The organism is Porphyrobacter sp. HT-58-2 (genome assembly GCF_002952215.1).
GTDB lineage: Bacteria > Pseudomonadota > Alphaproteobacteria > Sphingomonadales > Sphingomonadaceae > Erythrobacter.
In genome coordinates this window covers 1,888,867-1,908,260 of sequence record NZ_CP022600.1, presented here as the reverse complement: position 1 = coordinate 1,908,260, position 19,394 = coordinate 1,888,867, and the positions used below count along the sequence as shown (strand labels likewise).

Sequence of the window (19,394 nt, the reverse complement as noted above, 5' to 3'; positions counted from 1 at the left end):
CGATGCATTTGCGATGTGGCTTGTGATGAGTATGCACGAGAATATCCCTCCCCTTGTGAACACCATCACAAAGGTCGACACTATTATTGATCGAAATTTGTCGCTTTTTTGAGATATCGCATTCTTGGCTGTCATATTTTTTGTCTTTTGAGTTATTTTTATTGGCCGGAGACGAGCTACACGTTACTCGACCGTGACGGACTTGGCGAGATTGCGCGGTTGATCGACGTCGGTGCCTTTCACCACCGCCACATGATAGGCCAGCAATTGCACCGGAACGGCATAGACCAGCGGCGCGATCAGCGGGTGGACTACAGGCATCTCGATTGTGGCGATGCAACCCTCGCCCGCTGCGGCGATCCCTTCGGCATCCGAAATCAGCACCACCTGTCCGCCGCGCGCGCGCACTTCCTCCATGTTGGAGACGGTCTTCTCGAACAGTGGGCCTGACGGTGCAATCACGACCACTGGCACCGCCTCGTCGATCAGGGCGATCGGCCCATGCTTCATCTCGCCGGCGGCATAACCCTCGGCATGAATATAGCTGATTTCCTTGAGTTTGAGTGCCCCTTCCAGCGCCAGCGGATAATCCTGCCCCCGCCCAAGATAGAGCACATCGCGCGCTGGCGCGATGAGATGGGCCATCGCGGCGATCTCGTCATCATAGGCGAGCGCGGCGTTGAGAGCCGCCGGGGCTTCGAGCAGATGACGCACGATCTCGGCCTCCTGATCGCGGGTAAGGCGCCCCTTCTTCACCGCCATGTGCGCGGCGAGCGCGGCAAGAACGGCAAGCTGGCAGGTAAAGGCCTTGGTCGAAGCGACGCCGATTTCCGGCCCGGCATGGGTCGGCAGCAGCAGATCGGCCTCGCGGGCCATTGTGCTGGTCGGCACATTGACCACGACGCCGATGGTCTGCCCGTTGGCCTTGCAATGCCTGAGCGCCGCCAGCGTGTCAGCGGTCTCGCCACTCTGCGAGATGAACAGTGCAAGTCCGCCCTCTTCCAGCACCGGATTGCGGTAGCGGAACTCGCTGGCCACATCGATGTCCACCGGCACGCGGGCGAATTGTTCGAACCAGTATTTCGCCACCATCCCTGCATAGAAGCTGGTGCCGCAGGCGACGATGGTGAGACGCCGCACCTGCGAAAGATCGAAATCGATCTGCGGCAAGGCCACGGAATTGTCCGAGCGGCGCAGATAGGAGGCGAGCGTCTGGGCCACCACGGTGGGCTGCTCGTAGATCTCCTTTTGCATGAAGTGGCGATAATTGCCCTTCTCCACCGCTGCCGCCGAAGCGCCCGAAGCGCGGATTTCACGGGTTACCGCTTGGCCGTCGACATCGAAAATCTGCGCCGAATCCCGCCGCAGCACCACCCAGTCACCCTCTTCGAGGTAGGTGATACGCTGGGTCAGCGGGGCCAGAGCCAATGCGTCAGAGCCAAGATACATCTCGGCCTCCTCGCCGTCGGGACCGTAACCCAGCACCAGCGGCGATCCCAGACGCGCACCAATCAGCATGTCGGGATACTGGCGGAACGCAATCGCGAGGGCAAAGGCACCGCGCAGACGCGGCAATACGCTGCGCACGGCTTCAACCGGATCGGTGCCGGTCTCGACCTCGGCGGAAATCAGGTGCGCCACCACCTCGCTGTCGGTTTCGCTCTCGAACACCCGGCCCTTGCGCGCGAGCTCTGCGCGCAGCTCCTTGAAATTCTCGATAATGCCATTGTGGACAATCGCGACTTCCCCGGTCGCATGGGGGTGGGCATTGGCCGCTGTCGGTGCGCCATGGGTCGCCCAGCGCGTATGAGCGATGCCGACATCGCCCGGCGCAGGATCGCCAGCTAGCACCGTGACAAGATTAGCCAGTCGGCCTTCCGCCCGGCGCCGCACCAGCGCGCCATCATGCAAGGTGCAGATCCCGGCGCTGTCATAGCCGCGATACTCCATGCGCCGCAGACCATCCACCAACCGCTCGGCAACGCTGGCCGTGCCTACGATCCCGATTATTCCGCACATAACAAACTTACCCCTGAGGAAGCAGCTCAGCGGACATCAAAGAACGGAACAAACAGCTTCGACTTTGGCGCCTGATTATCACCTGGTGCGCAGGTCATGACATCTGGCAAAATCGCAGCGAGATCAGCTTTGGTGATCTGGTAGCGGTTTACCATCGCAGCAATTCGTCGAAGTGCATCCTCCTTATGAATTGCCTCTGCTTCCATAATTTCCTTATCGTTCATATCGTTAACAGTTTTCTGATATTCCAGATTGTGATGTTCACAAACACCTTATCCATTCGAGCTTGCAACCCATTTGGATCATCCGCCGCCCCGTCTGTTTTGCAGCATGTTTCCAACAGCCGATCAGCTGCAATCACATCGCCCCACGATTGCGCCGTTGCTCATGATGCCCGCCATCTTCGGGCGCGAGCTCCGCGCTGAGCTCCTCGATTTCAGCCTTAAGTACATCATACTCCGCGCGTTTGCGCGCCAGAAAACGAACAGTGATTGCTGCCTTTTCCGACAATCCTTTCGGCGTCAAAGCATAGGCATAGCCACGCTTGTCCTCGGATGACGAAAAACGGCCGAGTTTCAAAAGGCCACGCTCGGCTAGCGCGCGAAGCATGTAATGGGTCGCCCCAAGGCTGATGCCGAGATTGTCAGCAAGCTCACGCTGCGTGATTCTCGGATTGGCGTCGATGAGCCGCAGTGCCTTGAACCTTGCCTCTTCACGAAGCTGCTCAGCCAGTCTGCTCACGGAGCGAGAGCACCCCCACGGCTACCGCACGGCATCACCCAGCAGGGGTACCGAAATTGGCTCGTGGCAGTGGATTCGCATGATCGCAGCATGGCGTTCACGAATGAACACATAACGTGGGCGATGATTTTGGCAACCTGATTTGGCAAACGGCCTGAGCAAGCTTCTCTTGCCCCTTCAGCGGACCCTTGCCCGATCAGCGAGCGCCTGCCCCATAGTGAAACGTGAAATTCGCTGCATCGCACAACTGGCTCGACTCAGCGAATGTGGGCCAACTAGTAATGGTAAACGACCAGTGAAGTTCGTAGCCGAAACCGAGGTGGAATCGCATCGAAGGGGGGCAGACATGACCGACTGGTTTCTCGCGCAGGTGAAGCCGAGCGCCGATCATATTGCAAGGCGCAATCTGGAACGCCAGGGCTTCCAGACGTTCCAGCCGCTCGAGAAGCGCACCATCGTTCGCCGTGGTCGCTTCGCCGACCAGCTTCGCCCGTTCTTTTCCGGCTACATGTTCGTGAGCCATCCTGCGCAAGTCGCGCCCTGGTCATTGGTGAACTCCACCTATGGTGTATCGCGACTGGTGAAGTTTGGCGACCGCCCTGCCCCGGTTCCCGATTCGGTCATCAACGAGCTTCGAGCTGCCTGTGACGATGCCGGCATCATTGCGACAGCACCACAGGTTTCTGTCGGCGCTTTGGTCGAGGTCACCAGCGGAGCGTTTACAAATTTGGTGGGCTATGTAGAACGGCTCACACCAGAGCAGCGGGCAATGGTCTTGCTCGACATCATTGGTAAACATACCAAGGTCACCCTGCCCTTGACACAACTTCGCGTTGCTTCGGGTCGTACGAAGCTATCGAGGTCTTATTGATGATGAACATGATCAAGTCAGCTGCGGCCATCCGCATGCCTGATGACGCCGCAATCGATAGTGTGTGCGATGCTGGCGTGTTCGAGTTGACCAATGTCAGCGATGCTGAAACTGAGCCTAGCCTCGAAATCATCCACCAGGATCGCCGTACCGCCGACCATAGCAGCCTGGCCGAGCGCGTCGCGGTACCCGAGTTTGGTCGGACGCGGCTGATCCCTCGATTCGAGCTTCCACTGCTGCTTGCAGGTGGCCTCGGCACCGGCGTAGCGGTTTGGGCGGTCTTCGACCACGCCCTGTTCACGGGACCCTTCTATGAAACAATGATCGGGCTTGCAGCATCGGTCACCTTGACGTGGTACATCCTTTCGCGATTGAAGGACCACGCCAATGCCCGGCATCTTTCCTACGTCCTGCCAATCAATGCCCTAGTATTCACAGGGGCGCTTGCGGTCATCGCCTTGCTGCGCATTCCCTACTCAGGCTCGCTGTTTGCCAGCGGGGCCGCCGCTGCGGTGGCGACCAGCTTTGTTTTTGCAGTCTACGGCAGACGGATCGTAAAGCCTCATGTCGTCGTCGCAGGCGGGCGTGCCAGCGAGATCGCTCTTTGCGGGCAGTTTCTCCCCGCGCCATCTTTCGCCGACCTGGAGGGACTTCTGTCCTCAGGGCGCAGGGACTGGGCGATCGTGGCTGATCTCCATTATCCGCATTCCGAGCGGGCCGAGCGTCTGTTCGCAAAGGCTGCGCTTTCGGGCGTGCCGGTTCATCATTTCCGGCAGATTGCCGAGATGCAGTCCGGGCAGGTCAAGATCACTCATCTCAGTGAGAACGATCTGGGGTCGCTGATCCCCAATGCACCTTACACCACGGCAAAGCGGCTGATCGATATTCTTGGTGCCCTGATCCTGATCCCGCTTTGCATTCCACTCTTCGCGGTCCTCGCGCTGCTGATCAGGATGGATTCGGCGGGCAATCCGATTTTCATTCAGGAACGCATGGGCTTTCGCGGCAAAACCTTCCGGATGATCAAATTTCGCACGATGCGCGAGCGCCACCGCTCTGGCCACATTGACGCCATGCGCAAGGATGCGATGACCCGCAGCGACGATGATCGTATCACGAGGATTGGCCGGTTCCTGCGCAAGACCCGGATCGACGAACTACCGCAGATCTTCAATGTCCTGCGCGGTGAGATGAGCTTCATTGGCCCGCGGCCGGAGGTAAAGTCGCTATCGCAATGGTATGAAGCCGAGCTACCTTTCTATTCCTATCGCCACATTGTGCGCCCCGGCATCACGGGATGGGCACAGGTGAATCAGGGTCATGTCACCGATGTCAGTGACGCGTTTGGCAAGCTGCGCTACGATTTCTACTACATCAAGAACATCTCGCTATGGCTCGATGTGCTGATCGCGCTCAAAACTCTTCGGGTGATTGCAGGCGGCATCGGCGCGAAGTGACCAGCCTCCACGTCGAGATAATGCTGCCAAAACCGCCAAAGATATCTCTCCTCTGATATCAACACTTCTGCAAGGGTAAGGCGGAGCGCCGGATCGCGCTTGCTCAGGCATCGGGTGAAAACTCAAGCCGGCTCTGGACATTAATCGCCCCCTGTTGGCTTGGGCAAAAGCCCCTCAGCCAAGGATAATGTGTCCTTACGGCGAAGAAATCATCGGGTGCACCCTGCCCTGGATCAGGTTACCCGATAGAGCCGGTAAAGCCCGACTGCGGCAAGGAAGGGGATGGTGGCGATTACGCCTGCAGCCCAGTCGAGTGGGTCGGGCTTGCGTCCGAGGGAAAGGGCAGCCTGACTGAGCTCGATTCCGGCGTTGAAGAACGCAAGGCCGAGGAAGATCGCAGCCACACCTGCCCGTGGGAAGGCAAAGAGCGCAAGGGGCACCAGCGCCGCAAAGGCAAGCATATGGTTAAGCTTGTCGCTGGGAGTGCCCAGCTGCAGGGTTCCTGGCGCAAGATTGGCTATGATGGCGATCGCACCCGCAGCCACAAGAAGAGGCAGTCGGCGCTCGAGCATCGTGGATCCTTCACACCTTGAAGAAGCGCATACAAACCGCGCTACAGGCGGCTTTTCAAGCCATGCTTCAGCCCTGACGATCCGGTGACAGTCGCTTATGCGGCAAGGTTGCCTTGGCCGAGGAGGTCAAAAAAAGAGGCTCCCGGGTGCCCGGGAACCTCTTGAGGGCCACTCGAAAAGGACGAGTACCGCGTTTGTTGAAATCAGCCGCTGACCGGAATTTGCGGATTGTTGTCGTCGCTGGCGACCATGATGCCGCCGATGATGACAGCCGCGCCCAATACGCCGAGGATGATCGTACCACCTTCCGAAAGCTCGCTCTCATCGCCGCTCAGCGGAGCGCCAGACGGGCCCATCGCGACCTGCGCGAGCGCCGGCGCGGCAGCGAGGCCGAGGGCTGCAATACCGAAGGAAATCTTCTTAATCATGATTATTCTCCGCAGAAACCTTTGGATCCGGATACTGGCCAGCCTTAGACATTGCAACCCTAAAATTCCGTGAATGGCCTGGTATTCCACGGCGCACGATAGCAAGCGCCAGAATTCTTATGGCTGCAGCCGCGCTGGGCAATTCAGCTCGATTGCGAGCAGCGCACTGCACATGGCCACAGGCAAGACCATCAGCGCGGATCCGTCCCGGCACAATGCTCGCTCAGGTGCCGGCGGATCGTGGCATGCACACGAAGATTCACCAGCGCGCCCTTCGATTCGCGCAACGTCCCGTTCTGTTTGTAAGCCTTGCGGAACCTGCAGCCGAGCAAGGGGTCCTTACCTCATATTGCCATAGAGCCGTTCGATAGTGCCCTTGGTCTTCGCTTGCAAAGGGCCTGGAAACACGTGGCGAAGCGCCGACATAGCCCTGCAAGGCGGACCAGTGACCGATTGTCGAAGTTGCCCCCTCGACACTTTCATGAATGCCCTGATTTCATGGGGTGGCAAACACCATCGGACGGAGCACAGCCAATCGCACCGAAGAAATCGATGTGGCAGTACCTTACGGTCTGGACTGTAAGGATTTTCGTGTGTGGGCGGGCGGTTGAACATTACGCCGCCATGGCCTTGATGAAGCGTTCGCCGAACAAACCTTGCTCCACAACCAGGGCTATGGCCGAGCTCCATCCAGAACAACCAGATCACCTCCGAGTCATGGCTTCAGGCGACCTCTCGCTGAACGCGACTTGGAACTGAGCGGTATCTATCCGCGCCCGCCGCCCTGCTGGTGTCAAGGAGCGCCACTCAGACCAGAACACTCACCTGAACCAGCACTGGCACAGGAAGCCCGTGACAGTCGTATAGTCGCCTTTGTCCCCATTGCAGCGGTCTTGCGGAAAAGGCGCTCGCTAGACACACTGGGCTTGGCGCGATGCGATCACGAAGGCATGGTTCGCCGAGGTGCTGCTTGCGCGGACGGACTGGCCAGGGCTTGTGGTTCGGCGCCTTCAAATCGCAGGAAGGTGCTCGCGCACAGTCTTTCAATCAAGAAGTGCCTCCCGCGCAACCGCCGGCACCAACGGTCCTGGCCGTTTCAAGCCATCGACATGGTCAGGCGCCTCAAGTCTGATCACCAGCCACGTCCCCAAACATCTGGAAGAGACTGGGGCGATCCGTTCGGGGCGCTTTCCATTCGCTCCAAGGTTAACGCCGGACAGGAGCGGCGCTCATAGGAAGCCGGAGAATTTTCTTTCGGCACGTCATGGAGAGAACCTATCCGGCGTCGCCAATGGTTCGCCGGTACCAATCTTTTCAGATCGCCCGCCGTTTCTCAGACTACAACAAAGGAAAAGCAGCGGCACCTTGCGGTGCCGCTGCTCGATGACTTGCCGAAACCCAGGAACGACAAGCGAGAATGAGGCTGAGCCTTAATCAGGCCCCCTAGGCGTCAGGTCATTCGATCTGGAAATCAGGCGCTGACAGGGAGATTGTCGTCCGACGAAGCCCCAACAACCGCGATTGCGACGATGCCGGCAATAAAGGCAGCAGCAACGATGCCCGCGCCAGTATCCGACAGGCCCTCACCCTCGGCAGGGGCGATGATCGGAACCGACTGCGCCATTACAGGAGCGGCAGCAAGAAGAGCGGCGGACGCAAACAAAATGGTTTTCTTCATGGGAGGCACTCCGATCAAAATCATCGATTCGTTCCATAACTACACACTCTTCGTATCTTTTGCCAGCGAGATATCCCTCCCATGCGTCGCCCAGGTGGCATGGACGGAGCCGCCGGAGAGGTAGCAAGGCACACGCTTGCCTTTCTGCCTTCTGATACCGGAAGTCAGCGCAGCAACGTAAGGCTTGGCGGCTTTATAAGCATGATGGGCCAAATGGTTGTGTCGGACCGCCTAAGGACGGACGCTGCCCCCCAACCTCGGCACGAGGCCACCGATCGGCGACGTCAGGGATCACGGACGACAAAGACCGTCGAGCGCTCGAACGTCGGGAACCTCATCCTAGGCGTCCGTTAGCCGACGATGAAGTCTTCAGGCCACATTCGGGTTCCGACGCCCAAACCCTTTGTTCGCCCTGATAACGTTGGGACAAAAGTCCCTTCACCGAGCTCCGACTAACAGGGTTTAAGGGACAGCCCCTTGGGCACCGGAGGTTTTCACACCTCAGCATAGAGCATGTTTGCCGCCTTGCTCATCGCAACCCCCGGAGCTCATGTGTGCGGACCTCCGGCAATCCTCCAGCCACACAATTCCGAGCCAACTCACAAAAGATCTCCGGCAACCGACCAACGAAAAAAGAAGCCCCTGGATCGCTCCAGGGACTTCTTTCGGGACAGCAAGACCGAGCCAGACCAGGAGATCGGCCAGCTAGAAAGTCAACCGCTGACGGGTACCTGCGGATCGTCGTCGTCGGTGAGTGCGATCACGGCACCGACAACAGCAATGGTTCCGAGAACACCGAGAATGATCGACGAAGACTTCGAAAGCTCGCTTTCATCCCCGCTAAGCGGAGCGACAGCAGGCCCCGCAGCGACCTGCGCAACCGCTGGCGCCGCAATCAGAGCAAGTGCTCCGAGCCCAAGCACAACTTTTTTCATGACCATCAAAGTTCTCCACCACGCGTTGAGCTCTTTCTCTACGGCACTTGTTAAGAAATTGCAACCGGGGGAATACGTAACCCCAGAGCCAACCGCGGCAGCAATTCAGGCCGTCTCCCGGCCCGCCATCAAATACGCGCCTCGAGCTTCAGGCGGACTGCTTCGGCAGGATGGCGGGCGCCGATCTTCAACATCATGTTGGAACGGTGGATTTCGACTGTCCTGGGGCTGATGTCGAGGACCCGTGCCATTTCCTTGTTCGACAGGCCGTCAGACAGCTGCTCGAGCACTTCCTTTTCGCGCGCGGAGAGGCGTGACAGGCGTTCACGTGCCTCAACGAGCCTGCGACGCGAGGCCGATGCTTCCTGCACTTCATCGGCAAGACGCGAAATCGATGCTTCAAGGCGCTCCGGCTTCAACGGCATCACAAGGAAGTCAAGCGCGCCCAGCTTGATCGCAGAGACAATTTGCGCGGGGCGCGGATTGACGTCCATCGCAAGGACCGGCAGCCAGATTCCGACCTCGACCAGCCGATCCAGGATCAGCGAAATGCCGCCATGCATCGCGTCATCACGCGCAATGATTAGGCCGTCGCGGGGTGGATAAGCCATAAGCTCCGAAAGGTCTGAATAGAGCTCGCTGTGGCATCCGATCGCAAGCCCCGCCTGTACGCATGCGACACGGGCCTGGGTATCCCTTTCGATAAAGTGCAGCACCGGTTTTGCGGCGATTTCAGTTTCATGTTGCATCACGGTTCCCCTTTGATGCTCATGAATCTGCGGAAAAAAAGATGGTAAATGCCGAATTTACGAATCCGTAGAAATCCTTAGGTGCCAATCCCCTGCGAGCGCCTGGCAAGGCTGCGAATTTGGGACCAACGACAGCTCCTCGGGCGCATCCGATCGACGATCCCAGCCGTAGGGATCTTTCAGACCTGTCCTTGTCGATCGCAAATAGGATTCGACAAAATCCCCATTATGGAGCAATATTTACGCTGGTTGGAGGGTGCCGCAATGACAATCAAACGCGAGCTGCTGTTGCTCAATGCGCTACAGGGCGATCTCGCCATCAAGCGAGACTGGGTCGCCGTCGGACATCTGCAGGCGCTGATCGACCATTTTGCGCAAGAGCACGGCGCGCTGATCGCAGGCGACTGCGCGGAAACCTCCGAAGTGGTGATACACTAAAGGTTCGTGACGCAGCGAGGCTGTCGCGCTTTGGTCCTTGAATGGGGTTATGGAGAGAAGGATATTCGATCCTGACTGAAGGTCACGGTCTTCGGCCTGAAACTATCGGATAATCGCACGAGGGCATGCAAATGCGATTGTGGCGCATTCCGCTTCAATCCAGCGCAAAGGGATGTCATCACTTTTTGCGTTCCGGTGAGGCGCTCCTCACATGAGGAGCCTGGGGCCGGGAAAGAAGTCAGTAAGGAGTGCAATCGCTGCCTGACGGCACCGTTTGGGCAGACAATAAATCATCAAACCTTTTGTTTTTGCGGATATTTATCTCCGCTCTTGATGTTCATCGGGGGAAAGTGGTGAAGAGCAGGATTGGGTATAAGGAAATCTTGGAAGCAGAAGAGATCGCCCGTGAGGAGGCGCTGAAGAAGATCGCGGTCCTTGTTCGGCGGTTTGATCTGGGTTTGGAGGATCTGGCTGGCCTTTTCAGTCAAACCCCTGAGGCCGACGACAAGGATGCTTACCTGCGCACTGCCCAAAGTCCGGCATCACCGACGCGGTATTTCGATCCGTTCTTTGATGCCTGGTAACAAGGCCGCACCCGGATGGCTTGAGAATTGGCCCGGCGGTACCGCCGGGCGCGCGTTGCGGCTCCTGCCTCCATTCCCATAGGATTCCAGAACGGGCTTGGATCATGCCCGGTGAGGCTCGCCGCCCTCGGCGGTTGTGAAGAAACCATCTCGGCATCTGAAATTTCGGCAGAGGCACATCCTTCCGGAGGATTTCGAGGGGCACGGCAGCATGCACCTGCGGTACGGGGGACTTTCAGCAGCACCGGGCTGCGCGCTGCTCGCCTGCGCAATTGATGGCTGCGATGGGCGGTCGCACCGGCCCAAACGGTACGAAGTGCCACTGATGGGCGCCGCGCCAATGCTGTCTTGCCGGCAAGTGGAGCGCGAGCGCTCGGGCGCAAGACTGAGAACCCTGACCGTGAGAGCCAGGCACAGCCCTTGTGCGCGCCACACAGGCCCGCTCAAGGACGGTGCCATTGGCTTTGGCTCATACCGATGGTCAACCTTGCGAGGGGCCAAGGCACACCCCTCTCAAGCAGGCCAATGGCAAGGCTCAGCGTGATCGGATCGCGGCCCGGGAGTGGGTCGCGGCGCGGGCGCCGAATGCCCTGCCCTGCCGGTTCCGACCCCGGCAAGTCCGTGCGCATGTCCTGAGCGATGCAAACAGCTCCAAATTGTACACAAGGGTGCGGCGAGCCTGCTACTGATGCTCGGGGCGCCTACATAGCACTTTGGGATAGGCCAGGTGGGCCTTAGGATAGTGAAAATCGCGGCCAGGAACGCCGCGCCGCGTCGCAATCCCGACCCGCTTCAGGAAAGGTTCTCATATTCCCATGATCATTATCACAGGTGGCAACGGCCAACTGGGCCAGGCGCTCCAACAGCATGCCCCCTCATGGGCAGAGGTGAACGCGATCGACGTGGAGGATTGCGATCTTGCTGACATCCCTATGCTGCGGGCCAGACTGGTGGTTGAGGCACCGGACGTGATCATCAACACCGCCGCCTGTCGCGCAGATGATCCAGCCGAGACGGACATGGGCTATCTTCGTGCTGTCAATGCGGACGCGGTTGCAGCGATGGTCGAGGCCGTTGACCAGACGGGCGGGAAGCTCGTGCAGATTTCGACCAATCTGGTTTTCGATGGCTCATCTTCGCGGCCCTATCGGCCCTATGATGTACGCGTTCCCATTTGTGCATTCGGGCAGTCAAAGACGGAAAGCGAAGATCACCTTCGCAAGCAAGACCTGCTGATCCGGACCGGGCTGATTTACAGCACGGGCCACCATAACTTCGTTCGGAGCATGATCACGCTGATGAATGAACGCGAAGAAATCGACGTGCCTGCAGGTACGATTGGCGCGTTGACCTCGGCGAGCGGGCTGGCGCGCACCGTTTGGAGCCTGATCGCACAGGGCGCGAACGGCATTTATCACCATTGTGATGAGGGGGTCGCCAGCTGGGAGCAAATCGCTGCGGCGATTGCAGAAGATGCCCATGCGCTTGGCCTTATCAGGAGGATCCCTGCGATCCGTATGCGCCCGGATCATGAGCCCCCCGCCCTTGCTTTGCCGCGGGTCCAGCCGCCCCTTGATTGTCACGCCACGCGCGCTTTGCTCGGCGAGGAGCCAATTCACTGGCGCGAGGCCCTTCGTCAGATGCTGCATGAGGAAGCCGGGCTCAGGTAAGCTGCTTGTCGGTTGCGCGAATGCATGCTCAAAAATGATGGGCAGTGGATGAGGATGAATGCCCGCTGAGGGTAAGCACCTGCGGTTTGCCTGCGAGCACCACCAAGAGCTTCGCGGCTTAGGCGCCGCCGCGACTATTGCCGCACGGAGCCCAATATGGTCTCCACCCGTGTACCTTGCTGGCCTTGAGACCGCAGGCTCAGGGGCGAGGACTCTTCAGGACCGAAGACTGCCTGCCGCATTCATGCTTGCTGGCAGCCTGTTGCACCCAGCTGCCTGTTGGCGCCGATGCAGCACTCACGATCCCATGGGCGCCCTCGCCACTATTGCGGTATTGCAAAATGCCTGCGGACACCTGTGGGCTCGACCGTTACACCCCCTCATTTTTCCCGAGATTACCAATACAGTTTGCCAAAGGAGCGATCTTTGAAATAACATCCATTCCCATCTCAGTGAACCGGACCCCCTTCCTTCTGCTGATGAAAACAGCAAAATTGCAATTTTCTTCAAAGCGGGTACACATTCTGCTTACATTAGCAGTCGTCATGTTCAATTTTGCAGCCGCCTCGGATATGGATTTTGTTTCATATACCATGTATAATACTTCGATTTGCCGCAGGCTCGTTCGGCTTTTTATCAGTTCGAAGTCGACTTGATTTTTCACAATGACAAATCTCCATACGCAAACCAGAAAATCACTCGCATGCCTCTGCTTTAATTGGCCTATTTTTCCAGTTGAGGTGAACAATCGATCGTTGGAATAGCGCCATTCAGCAGGGCAGGAATGGCTGTCGAATGCACCTGTCGCCAACCTTTCATGGTTCCTGCCAAGGCCCTACTGCACGAAAAGGCGCCCTCACCTCCTGCGGGCTGCGCAAATCTGGGGACAGGCTGCGTAAGCCTGTAGGAAAATCTTGGCCCATCTGACACTATTCTGTTAACTTACGTATAGGCGGACTTGCTAACCCGCGTATAGGCGCATTCCAGGGATTTCGTGAGGACCTCACCATGAAACTGCCTCTGGCGTTTTGCCTTGTGATCTCCGCAATCTCGCCGGCCCTGGCGGATCCAAGGAACCAGGCAAGCTCACAATCGCCTGATGCTGAGATCCTTGTCAGGGTACCGCTTGCCCGAGGCACCGCGATTGAGCTCGAGCTGGCTGAAACAGTCACGACCCGGAGCAATGATGCAAGGAAGGGTGATCCGGTCAGGCTGACGGTTGCCGAGCCGGTCATGATCGGGAACTATATCGCGATCCAGAAAGGCACGCCGGCATTCGGTCACCTGACTTTGGCAAGCGGTCCGGGTGCCTTTGGCAAGTCGGGGAAGATTGAACTCGAGGTTGATTATCTGGTCTTGGGGGGGCGCAGGATCGGCCTCAAGGGCCTGCACCGGGCAGAAGGCAGAGGCGAGCTCAAAACGATTGGAAGCATTGCTGCTGCCGGTCCATTTGCTCCGTTCATCAGCGGTGACGACGGCGAGCTTGAGCGGGGGGCAGAGTTGACGGCATATCTGAGCGAAGCTGTCGGGCTTGCAATCCCTTACCAACAAGGCTTGCACGCGCGATATCCAACGCAAGCGGTTCTTGTGCGTGGGCGCAAGATCGCGATCTCAGACGCTTTCGATCAGGCATTGTCTTCGACTGAAGATGTCGAGGCGCCAAGTTCGACTGCGAAAAGGCCCTCATTTGATGAGGCATTCGAGGATGAACTGAAGGCGCTCGAGGATGAACTCTAGGCCTCGCATCGGCGCGCAGCAGTCAAAGCCGATGCCTGTGGGTCGGGCAAGGGACACCAGTGCACCTACCTGACGACCAAGATGATGGCTGCCCAAATGATCCCAGCCCTTCAAGCACTGCGTGTTCGCCGCGGCGCCGTGAGCGCCCGGACCGAAAAACGGGGGTCAACTTGGGGAAGAGGGTTCTGCTGCACTAGAGCGGTTTTCGACCGTTTTGAATCGACGAGGGATTCCGCTTTGTCGTGAATTCTGATTCACGATCTGTGCTGGTGAAGGAGGCCAGCATGGATGGGTCAGCCTCTCTCTTTGGATTTGCGTGTCCGTCTGCTGGCAGCGGTTGATGGTGGGATGAGTTGCCGAGCTGCGGCAGCCCGTTTTGGCGTTGCACCTTCGACGGCGATCCGTTGGCACGCCCTGCGGCGTGATGCGGGTGACTTTGCTGCCAAGCCCCAGGGTGGCGATATGCGGTCGCATCGGGTTGAGGAGCGGGCGTCGGACATCCTGGCCGTTTGGGAAGCGCAAAAGGACATCACGCTTGCAGAGCTGCGGTCGGCGCTGGCTGAAATAGGCCTGGCCGTCTCCGTCGCCGGGCTTCACCGCTTCTTTGCGCGCCGGGGCATGACGCGCAAAAAAAGACTGGCCATGCTATCGAGCAGGACCGGCCCGACATCCTGAGGCAGCGCCAGCGCTGGTTCGAGGGCCAGCTCGATCTCGATCCCGAGCGCCTCGTGTTCATCGACGAGACGTGGACCGCTACCAACATGACCCGCAGCCACGGCCGCTGCCCGAAGGGCGAGCGGCTGCGCATGGGCTTCCCGCACGGGCACCGCAAAACCACGACGCTGGTCGCCGGTCTGCGCATGACCGGCATGGTTGCGCCGATGGTGCTCGACGGCCCGATCAACGGTGACTGGTTCGAAGCCTATGTTGCGCAGGTCCTGGTGCCCGAGCTGCGTCCCGGCGACGTGGTCATCATGGACAACCTGTCGAGCCACAAACGGGCCGCGGTGAAGGAGAGGATCGAAGCGGTCGGCGCAACCCTGCGCTTCCTTCCGCCCTACAGCCCGGACTTCAACCCGATCGAGAAGGCCTTCTCCCGGCTCAAGGCCATGCTGCGGAAGGCGGGAGAGCGCACCGTTCGCGGCCTCTGGGACCTGATCGGAAGGCTTGTCGACATCTTCCAGCCCGACGAGTGCGCCAATTACTTCAGCTCTTGCGGATATGATCCAGACTGATCGAAAAACGCTCTAAGGGCAAAATCGGCCTCGCCAAGACTTCAAACCGCCATGTGTCCCGACCCGCGCAAAAGGCCGCCAATGCAGCCGTCGCAAGCCGGCATGTCAAAACGCTAAGGACGGCTAATCGCTCGGTGAGCGCCAGGCATTCTCCAAGCGGGAGAAGCAAGAGGTGACAGGGAGCGAGGAAGCTTTTCCAACCTTGGGGGTATAATTGCTAAAATGAGGTCGCACGTTAGCAAATGGAAGGCGCGTCACCCCCTGTCGAAGATTTTCCTAACCACTTTCTCATTGCCGCACAACCCAAAAGACAAGGCATCCGAAGCTAACCCAAGCAACGAGATATGAGAACGCATCAATGGCTTGCTCTGGCCGATCGAGATGCTCGTAGAGAGCGCTTCGATTACGCCAGCTGTTCGGAACGCGCGGTCGAGCACGCTGAAAAACCGGGTGAATCGCCGCACAGGAAGCTTGGCAGGGCGTTGGTCGAGCAGGCGCTGACTTGGTGCAGCACATTTCGCAGAGCATCAACACGCGGAAAGCGCGCGAAAGCTAACGCAAATACCACGTGAGCCAGCAAGCGGGACATTCGCTTTCTATCTTTACCAGAATGACACCCGCCCCTCATGAACAGCAGACCCATAAAGAACACTTTGATTTATGAAAAATCCTTTGCAATGAAAAATGGAGGAAAAATATTTTATCCAAAGGATTTTTCAACCATTATTCCCTAAATTTTTTAAATTAACCGGCAGTTTTCATTCAAACAAATTTTCATTATTATTGCTTTTTATTTTTCAGCAAAAATTTTTTCAGGACTTTACTGAAAATCCGACACCTGAGCGCGTTTCCGTGCTATTGACGGAATCTTCATCTCAGCCCATTTACATTTGTTAACATGTCACTGCGATCAGGCTAGAAACTTTCACGGAGGTCCTCCCATGGCCGATATCGACGTCAGGAAGCTTGCAGATCAGCTTGATGCTGCGCAAAAGATTCTTGATGAGATCCGGATCACAAGCGGATGTGAAGCATTTGGCCCGCCGCTTCCGATGAATGCAGCGCGCGTTGAACGCGCTGTGGAAGCAGCCCAGAAGGCTCTGCGGGACCGGCAGGTCCGAACCGATTTTGTCGGGAATGCCGAAATGTTCGGTGAGCCGGCATGGGATATCATGCTCGATCTGTTCATTCGTCAGGCGCAAGATGAAAATGTGAGCATAAAGGCTGCTTGCATGAGCCCCGGCGCAAAATCATCGACAGTCTTGCGCTGGCTTAACGTACTGGAAATGAATGATCTTGTGCGCTGTGAAGCCGATCCGTCGGATAGCAAGCGTTATCTGATCAGGCTCACGCCTGCTGGATACGAGGGTATGCTGCGTTACCTTGAGACCATATCGGCCTGATTGGTTCAGGGGCGCAGCAGAGCGCAAACTGATCCGCCTTTCGCCATTCACACCGTGTTTTGCAAACGCCCGTTTGCGAGGAATTCCCGCAAAGGCGCAGCATTAAGCGGAGCGCCCAGCAGATAGCCTTGGGCGTATTCGCTCCCCATGGCTCTGATCAAGTCCAGCTGGCCCTTACTCTCGACGTGCTCGGCAACACAGGCCGCACCTGCCGCTTGACAGAGGTTCAACAGCCCCAACAGGATTTGCCTCGCACGGACACAATCCTGGATGTTGCGCGTCAGGCTTCCATCGAGCTTGACGATGTCGAAGGTCAGGTCGCGCAGATAGGTGATGGAAGCTTTTCCAATGCCAAAGTCGTCGACGGCAACAAGGCAGCCCGCTTTGCGCAAGGCTTCAATTTCCTGCCTTGCAATGTCGAAATCGGCAAGGACAGCCGTTTCGGAAATTTCGAAGATCATCCGCGCTGGGGCAAACTCTTGCCTTTCAAGCAAGCTGAGCATGCGCTCTGCCGTCCCCCTGCGGCTGACCAGCGAAGCGCCGAGATTGAACGAGAGGCGCACGCTGAGCGGCCAGTGCCTCGCGCTGGCGATGGCCTGCGCGAGAAGGTGGTCCGTTATCGCCTCGCTCATGCCGATTTGCTCGGCAATGCGAACAAAGTCATGGGCAGCGACATTCCCCGCAACCGAGCTTTGCCAACGGGCAAAGGCCTCGACGAAAGCGACCGATCCGTCCGACAGTGAGAAGATCGGCTGATACTGCAAGGAAAGCTCGCTGAAGGTCTCTTGCCTCGAGAGCAGGCGTTCAAGCTCATGCCGACGCAGATCTTCGGCAAAGGTTAACTCATCATAGGCGTAAAACTGCCCCTTCCCCTTCGCCTTGGCACGATAAAGCGCGGAATCAGCCTCCCTCATGAATTCGGCTATCGAATGGGAATAGACGCCGGCCTCGGACAGGCCGCATGACGCGCCGACAATCAGCTTCTTGTTTTCCCACAAGATCGGTTCACAGGCCAAATCGCAGATTTCCCGGCCAGCTCTTGTCATTGCCTCTTTCGACAGGCCGCCGCGCCAAAAGATGGCGAACTCATCTCCTCCCATTCTGGCGACAAGCGCGCTATCGCCAAAAGCGTAAAGGAGACGCTGGCCAAAGGCTTGCAGGATCGCGTCACCCGCCGCGTGGCCAAAGACATCATTGGCCGGCTTGAAATTGTCGAGATCGCAGATTGCCAGGACGCTGCCGGGACCCACCAGGGTGCGAAACTCGGTCTCAGTATCCAAGACACGAAGCAAGCGACCGCGAGAGGCAAGGCCGGTCAATGGATCATTATCCGCTCGCTTCTGTGCGACAGCTTCTGCCGCCTTTGCTCTGTCCCGTTCTGTTGCAAGGTCAATCTGACTGCTGATCATGCCCGACACTGCGCGCCCATGCGCATGCATCGAACGCATGATCAGACCAAGGCATGGCACCATGCTGATGCCCATGACCTTTGACAAATTGTCAGCGGACAAGGCAAGGCACCCGGCAAGAGGAAACCCGATGATCGCGATCGGGATAAGCGCCCCATGCGGAAAGGCGCTGAGTGCGTAGGCTGCACCCAGGGCCGTAAGGGTTGCAAGGAAAGCGATCAGAGACAAATGCTCCGGGTACTGCTCGATTGTGGAGAGCGCGAGAACCGACAACCCGATCGAGGCGCACAACGTGAAGGCTGTGACCAGCAGCAATTCGCGCTCTGGATGCGGCACATCTTGCTGAGGCTCCTGAACCCACAATAGGTAGATTGTGCGCAGGGCTGCGGCTGAACAGAGCCAACCCATCGGCCAGAGAGCCGTGATCGCGTCGGGCGCCACGGCGAGGCCGAGGCCGACGATATTGATGAGGACGCTTGCGTAAAGGAGCGGCACGCCAAGGCGAAGACCTTTGAGGGTCTGCAAAATGACTGCACGCTGTGCAGCGTGAGATCCGGTAAAGGTCAGAAAGCGCATGAGCCACATATGAAGCGAAGCGGTAGCCAAAAACCGTCATGATCTGATTAACGGATCAATGGAAAAGAGGCTTAAAATTGGGTAACCGCGTGGTGCGCTGACTAACACGGGGATTGGGCCCTTGGGCGCATGCCCCCTCGGCCATTTGCCCGCAGAACACCGAGATATCAATTTTCCGTAAGCTAACGCTTTAGACGCGGTCGCTGCGGGTTGCGACAAGCACGACCAGTTCAGACAGATTGTCGTCTGGCGCCTTCAAAGTCGGATGACTGCTGTTTGGTTGATGACCTGTGGCTCGCCTCCTGCGACCGATAGGGCGCTCAAAAAGATCTTTGCCGGCGCGACGATGAGCAGCCCTGCACGCGGCAGGATCACATGGGGTCGAGGCATGCCAGCGAGGTCCGCTTGAAGCAGGTCCCCCAGCACGCGAACCTCGTATGAATACGCATCTATGGCACATGCCACATCAAGCATGTTCAAGCACATAAGCGTAAGGTAGGTTAACCGGCAGCAAAAGCTTTCCCGGCAGGCTATGATTGATGTGGTGGGCCTATGACGGGCAGATCGACATGGAAACCACGGCAAGTTGCCTCATCTCAATGCGCGATGAGCACGACTCATCGCGCATTGGTGAAGCCCGTGCGGCGTTCGCGCATTTCGAGGGCGTGATACGTCAGAATCTTGGCGCGCTGGTACTGAGCTTCATTCGCGCCATCTTCGATACCGCAGGCCAGCCATCACGAAAGCGATCTCGGCCTGGCATGTAACCGTGCATGTGGACAAGTCTGCGGACAGCCTATGGGCGAGGCGTTCAAAAGGGCTGACCTTGCCGACCGAAGGCTGACCTTGCCGACCGATTGATCGCATCAACCAGAGATGACGCCCATGGCTT

Annotated in this window: 19 protein-coding genes; 9 read left to right on the top strand and 10 right to left on the bottom strand. The window is 58.0% G+C overall.

Going from position 1 to position 19,394, the window contains the following annotated elements:
• Nucleotides 1-183: 183 nt before the first annotated feature.
• The 3 genes from glmS to CHX26_RS09025 all read right to left on the bottom strand — a co-directional run bounded on the left by glmS (nucleotide 184) and on the right by CHX26_RS09025 (nucleotide 2,760).
• The gene (glmS, locus tag CHX26_RS09030; protein ID WP_104942086.1) at nucleotides 184-2,019 is read right to left on the bottom strand and encodes a glutamine--fructose-6-phosphate transaminase (isomerizing); all 1,836 of its coding nucleotides are present in this window, start codon (nucleotides 2,017-2,019) and stop codon (nucleotides 184-186) included.
• Nucleotides 2,020-2,045: 26 nt separating this feature from the next.
• The gene (locus tag CHX26_RS15660) at nucleotides 2,046-2,243 is read right to left on the bottom strand and encodes a hypothetical protein (protein ID WP_146107695.1); all 198 of its coding nucleotides are present in this window, start codon (nucleotides 2,241-2,243) and stop codon (nucleotides 2,046-2,048) included.
• Between the two features lie 133 nt (nucleotides 2,244-2,376).
• Nucleotides 2,377-2,760 carry a MarR family EPS-associated transcriptional regulator gene (locus CHX26_RS09025; RefSeq protein ID WP_104942085.1) on the bottom strand — a complete coding sequence of 128 codons (384 nt, stop codon included), beginning with the start codon at nucleotides 2,758-2,760 and terminating at the stop codon, nucleotides 2,377-2,379.
• 346 nt (nucleotides 2,761-3,106) lie between these two features.
• Here CHX26_RS09025 and nusG point away from each other — a divergent pair, with 346 nt between their 5' ends.
• Both nusG and CHX26_RS09015 read left to right on the top strand, forming a co-directional pair.
• A complete protein-coding gene (nusG, locus tag CHX26_RS09020) occupies nucleotides 3,107-3,631 on the top strand; it encodes a transcription termination/antitermination protein NusG (RefSeq protein ID WP_104942084.1) in 525 nt (174 codons plus the stop codon).
• Nucleotides 3,631-5,088, top strand: a complete 1,458-nt coding sequence (locus CHX26_RS09015) for a sugar transferase (protein WP_233997090.1) — start codon at nucleotides 3,631-3,633, stop codon at nucleotides 5,086-5,088. Before nusG ends, CHX26_RS09015 begins: the two co-directional genes overlap by 1 nt.
• Nucleotides 5,089-5,321: 233 nt before the next feature.
• Here CHX26_RS09015 and CHX26_RS09010 read toward each other — a convergent pair whose 3' ends face one another.
• The 5 genes from CHX26_RS09010 to CHX26_RS08995 all read right to left on the bottom strand — a co-directional run bounded on the left by CHX26_RS09010 (nucleotide 5,322) and on the right by CHX26_RS08995 (nucleotide 9,450).
• Nucleotides 5,322-5,660: a hypothetical protein gene (locus CHX26_RS09010; RefSeq protein WP_104942083.1), complete on the bottom strand. Its 339-nt coding sequence runs from the start codon at nucleotides 5,658-5,660 to the stop codon at nucleotides 5,322-5,324.
• A gap of 203 nt (nucleotides 5,661-5,863) precedes the next feature.
• Nucleotides 5,864-6,088 (bottom strand): hypothetical protein, encoded by a 225-nt coding sequence (locus CHX26_RS09005; protein WP_104942082.1) that lies wholly within the window; start codon nucleotides 6,086-6,088, stop codon nucleotides 5,864-5,866.
• A 1,471-nt stretch (nucleotides 6,089-7,559) separates the two neighbouring features.
• Nucleotides 7,560-7,790: a hypothetical protein gene (locus tag CHX26_RS15655; RefSeq protein ID WP_172449763.1), complete on the bottom strand. Its 231-nt coding sequence runs from the start codon at nucleotides 7,788-7,790 to the stop codon at nucleotides 7,560-7,562.
• A gap of 689 nt (nucleotides 7,791-8,479) precedes the next feature.
• Nucleotides 8,480-8,701 (bottom strand): hypothetical protein, encoded by a 222-nt coding sequence (locus CHX26_RS09000; protein ID WP_104942081.1) that lies wholly within the window; start codon nucleotides 8,699-8,701, stop codon nucleotides 8,480-8,482.
• A gap of 128 nt (nucleotides 8,702-8,829) precedes the next feature.
• Complete coding sequence (locus CHX26_RS08995; RefSeq protein ID WP_104942080.1) at nucleotides 8,830-9,450, bottom strand: response regulator transcription factor; 621 nt, start codon at nucleotides 9,448-9,450, stop codon at nucleotides 8,830-8,832.
• Between the two features lie 264 nt (nucleotides 9,451-9,714).
• On the opposite strand from CHX26_RS08995, the gene CHX26_RS15885 reads away from it, so the two are divergent.
• The 3 genes from CHX26_RS15885 (at nucleotide 9,715) to CHX26_RS08985 (ending at nucleotide 12,142) form a co-directional block, all read left to right on the top strand.
• A complete protein-coding gene (locus tag CHX26_RS15885) occupies nucleotides 9,715-9,888 on the top strand; it encodes a hypothetical protein (RefSeq protein WP_172449761.1) in 174 nt (57 codons plus the stop codon).
• A gap of 248 nt (nucleotides 9,889-10,136) precedes the next feature.
• Entirely contained in the window at nucleotides 10,137-10,472 is a 336-nt protein-coding gene (locus CHX26_RS08990; protein ID WP_146107693.1) for a hypothetical protein, read from the top strand.
• Nucleotides 10,473-11,287: 815 nt separating this feature from the next.
• Nucleotides 11,288-12,142, top strand: a complete 855-nt coding sequence (locus tag CHX26_RS08985; RefSeq protein ID WP_104942078.1) for an SDR family oxidoreductase — start codon at nucleotides 11,288-11,290, stop codon at nucleotides 12,140-12,142.
• A 370-nt stretch (nucleotides 12,143-12,512) separates the two neighbouring features.
• On the opposite strand, the gene CHX26_RS08980 is transcribed toward CHX26_RS08985, so the two are convergent.
• Nucleotides 12,513-12,953, bottom strand: a complete 441-nt coding sequence (locus CHX26_RS08980) for a helix-turn-helix domain-containing protein (protein WP_146107692.1) — start codon at nucleotides 12,951-12,953, stop codon at nucleotides 12,513-12,515.
• Between the two features lie 197 nt (nucleotides 12,954-13,150).
• Between CHX26_RS08980 and CHX26_RS08975 the strand changes: the two genes are divergently transcribed.
• The 3 genes from CHX26_RS08975 to CHX26_RS08965 all read left to right on the top strand — a co-directional run bounded on the left by CHX26_RS08975 (nucleotide 13,151) and on the right by CHX26_RS08965 (nucleotide 16,517).
• Nucleotides 13,151-13,879 carry a hypothetical protein gene (locus tag CHX26_RS08975; protein WP_104942076.1) on the top strand — a complete coding sequence of 243 codons (729 nt, stop codon included), beginning with the start codon at nucleotides 13,151-13,153 and terminating at the stop codon, nucleotides 13,877-13,879.
• A 288-nt stretch (nucleotides 13,880-14,167) separates the two neighbouring features.
• Nucleotides 14,168-15,114, top strand: a protein-coding gene (locus tag CHX26_RS08970) for an IS630 family transposase (RefSeq protein ID WP_104942075.1) whose coding sequence is annotated in 2 segments (ribosomal slippage) — nucleotides 14,168-14,504 and nucleotides 14,504-15,114 — 948 coding nt in all. Because the reading frame shifts where the segments join, the coding sequence is not laid out codon by codon here.
• Between the two features lie 941 nt (nucleotides 15,115-16,055).
• The gene (locus CHX26_RS08965; RefSeq protein ID WP_104942074.1) at nucleotides 16,056-16,517 is read left to right on the top strand and encodes a hypothetical protein; all 462 of its coding nucleotides are present in this window, start codon (nucleotides 16,056-16,058) and stop codon (nucleotides 16,515-16,517) included.
• A gap of 47 nt (nucleotides 16,518-16,564) precedes the next feature.
• Here CHX26_RS08965 and CHX26_RS08960 read toward each other — a convergent pair whose 3' ends face one another.
• A complete protein-coding gene (locus CHX26_RS08960) occupies nucleotides 16,565-18,502 on the bottom strand; it encodes a putative bifunctional diguanylate cyclase/phosphodiesterase (protein WP_172449759.1) in 1,938 nt (645 codons plus the stop codon).
• A gap of 539 nt (nucleotides 18,503-19,041) precedes the next feature.
• On the opposite strand from CHX26_RS08960, the gene CHX26_RS08950 reads away from it, so the two are divergent.
• Nucleotides 19,042-19,269: a hypothetical protein gene (locus CHX26_RS08950; protein WP_104942071.1), complete on the top strand. Its 228-nt coding sequence runs from the start codon at nucleotides 19,042-19,044 to the stop codon at nucleotides 19,267-19,269.
• Nucleotides 19,270-19,394 lie beyond the last annotated feature (125 nt).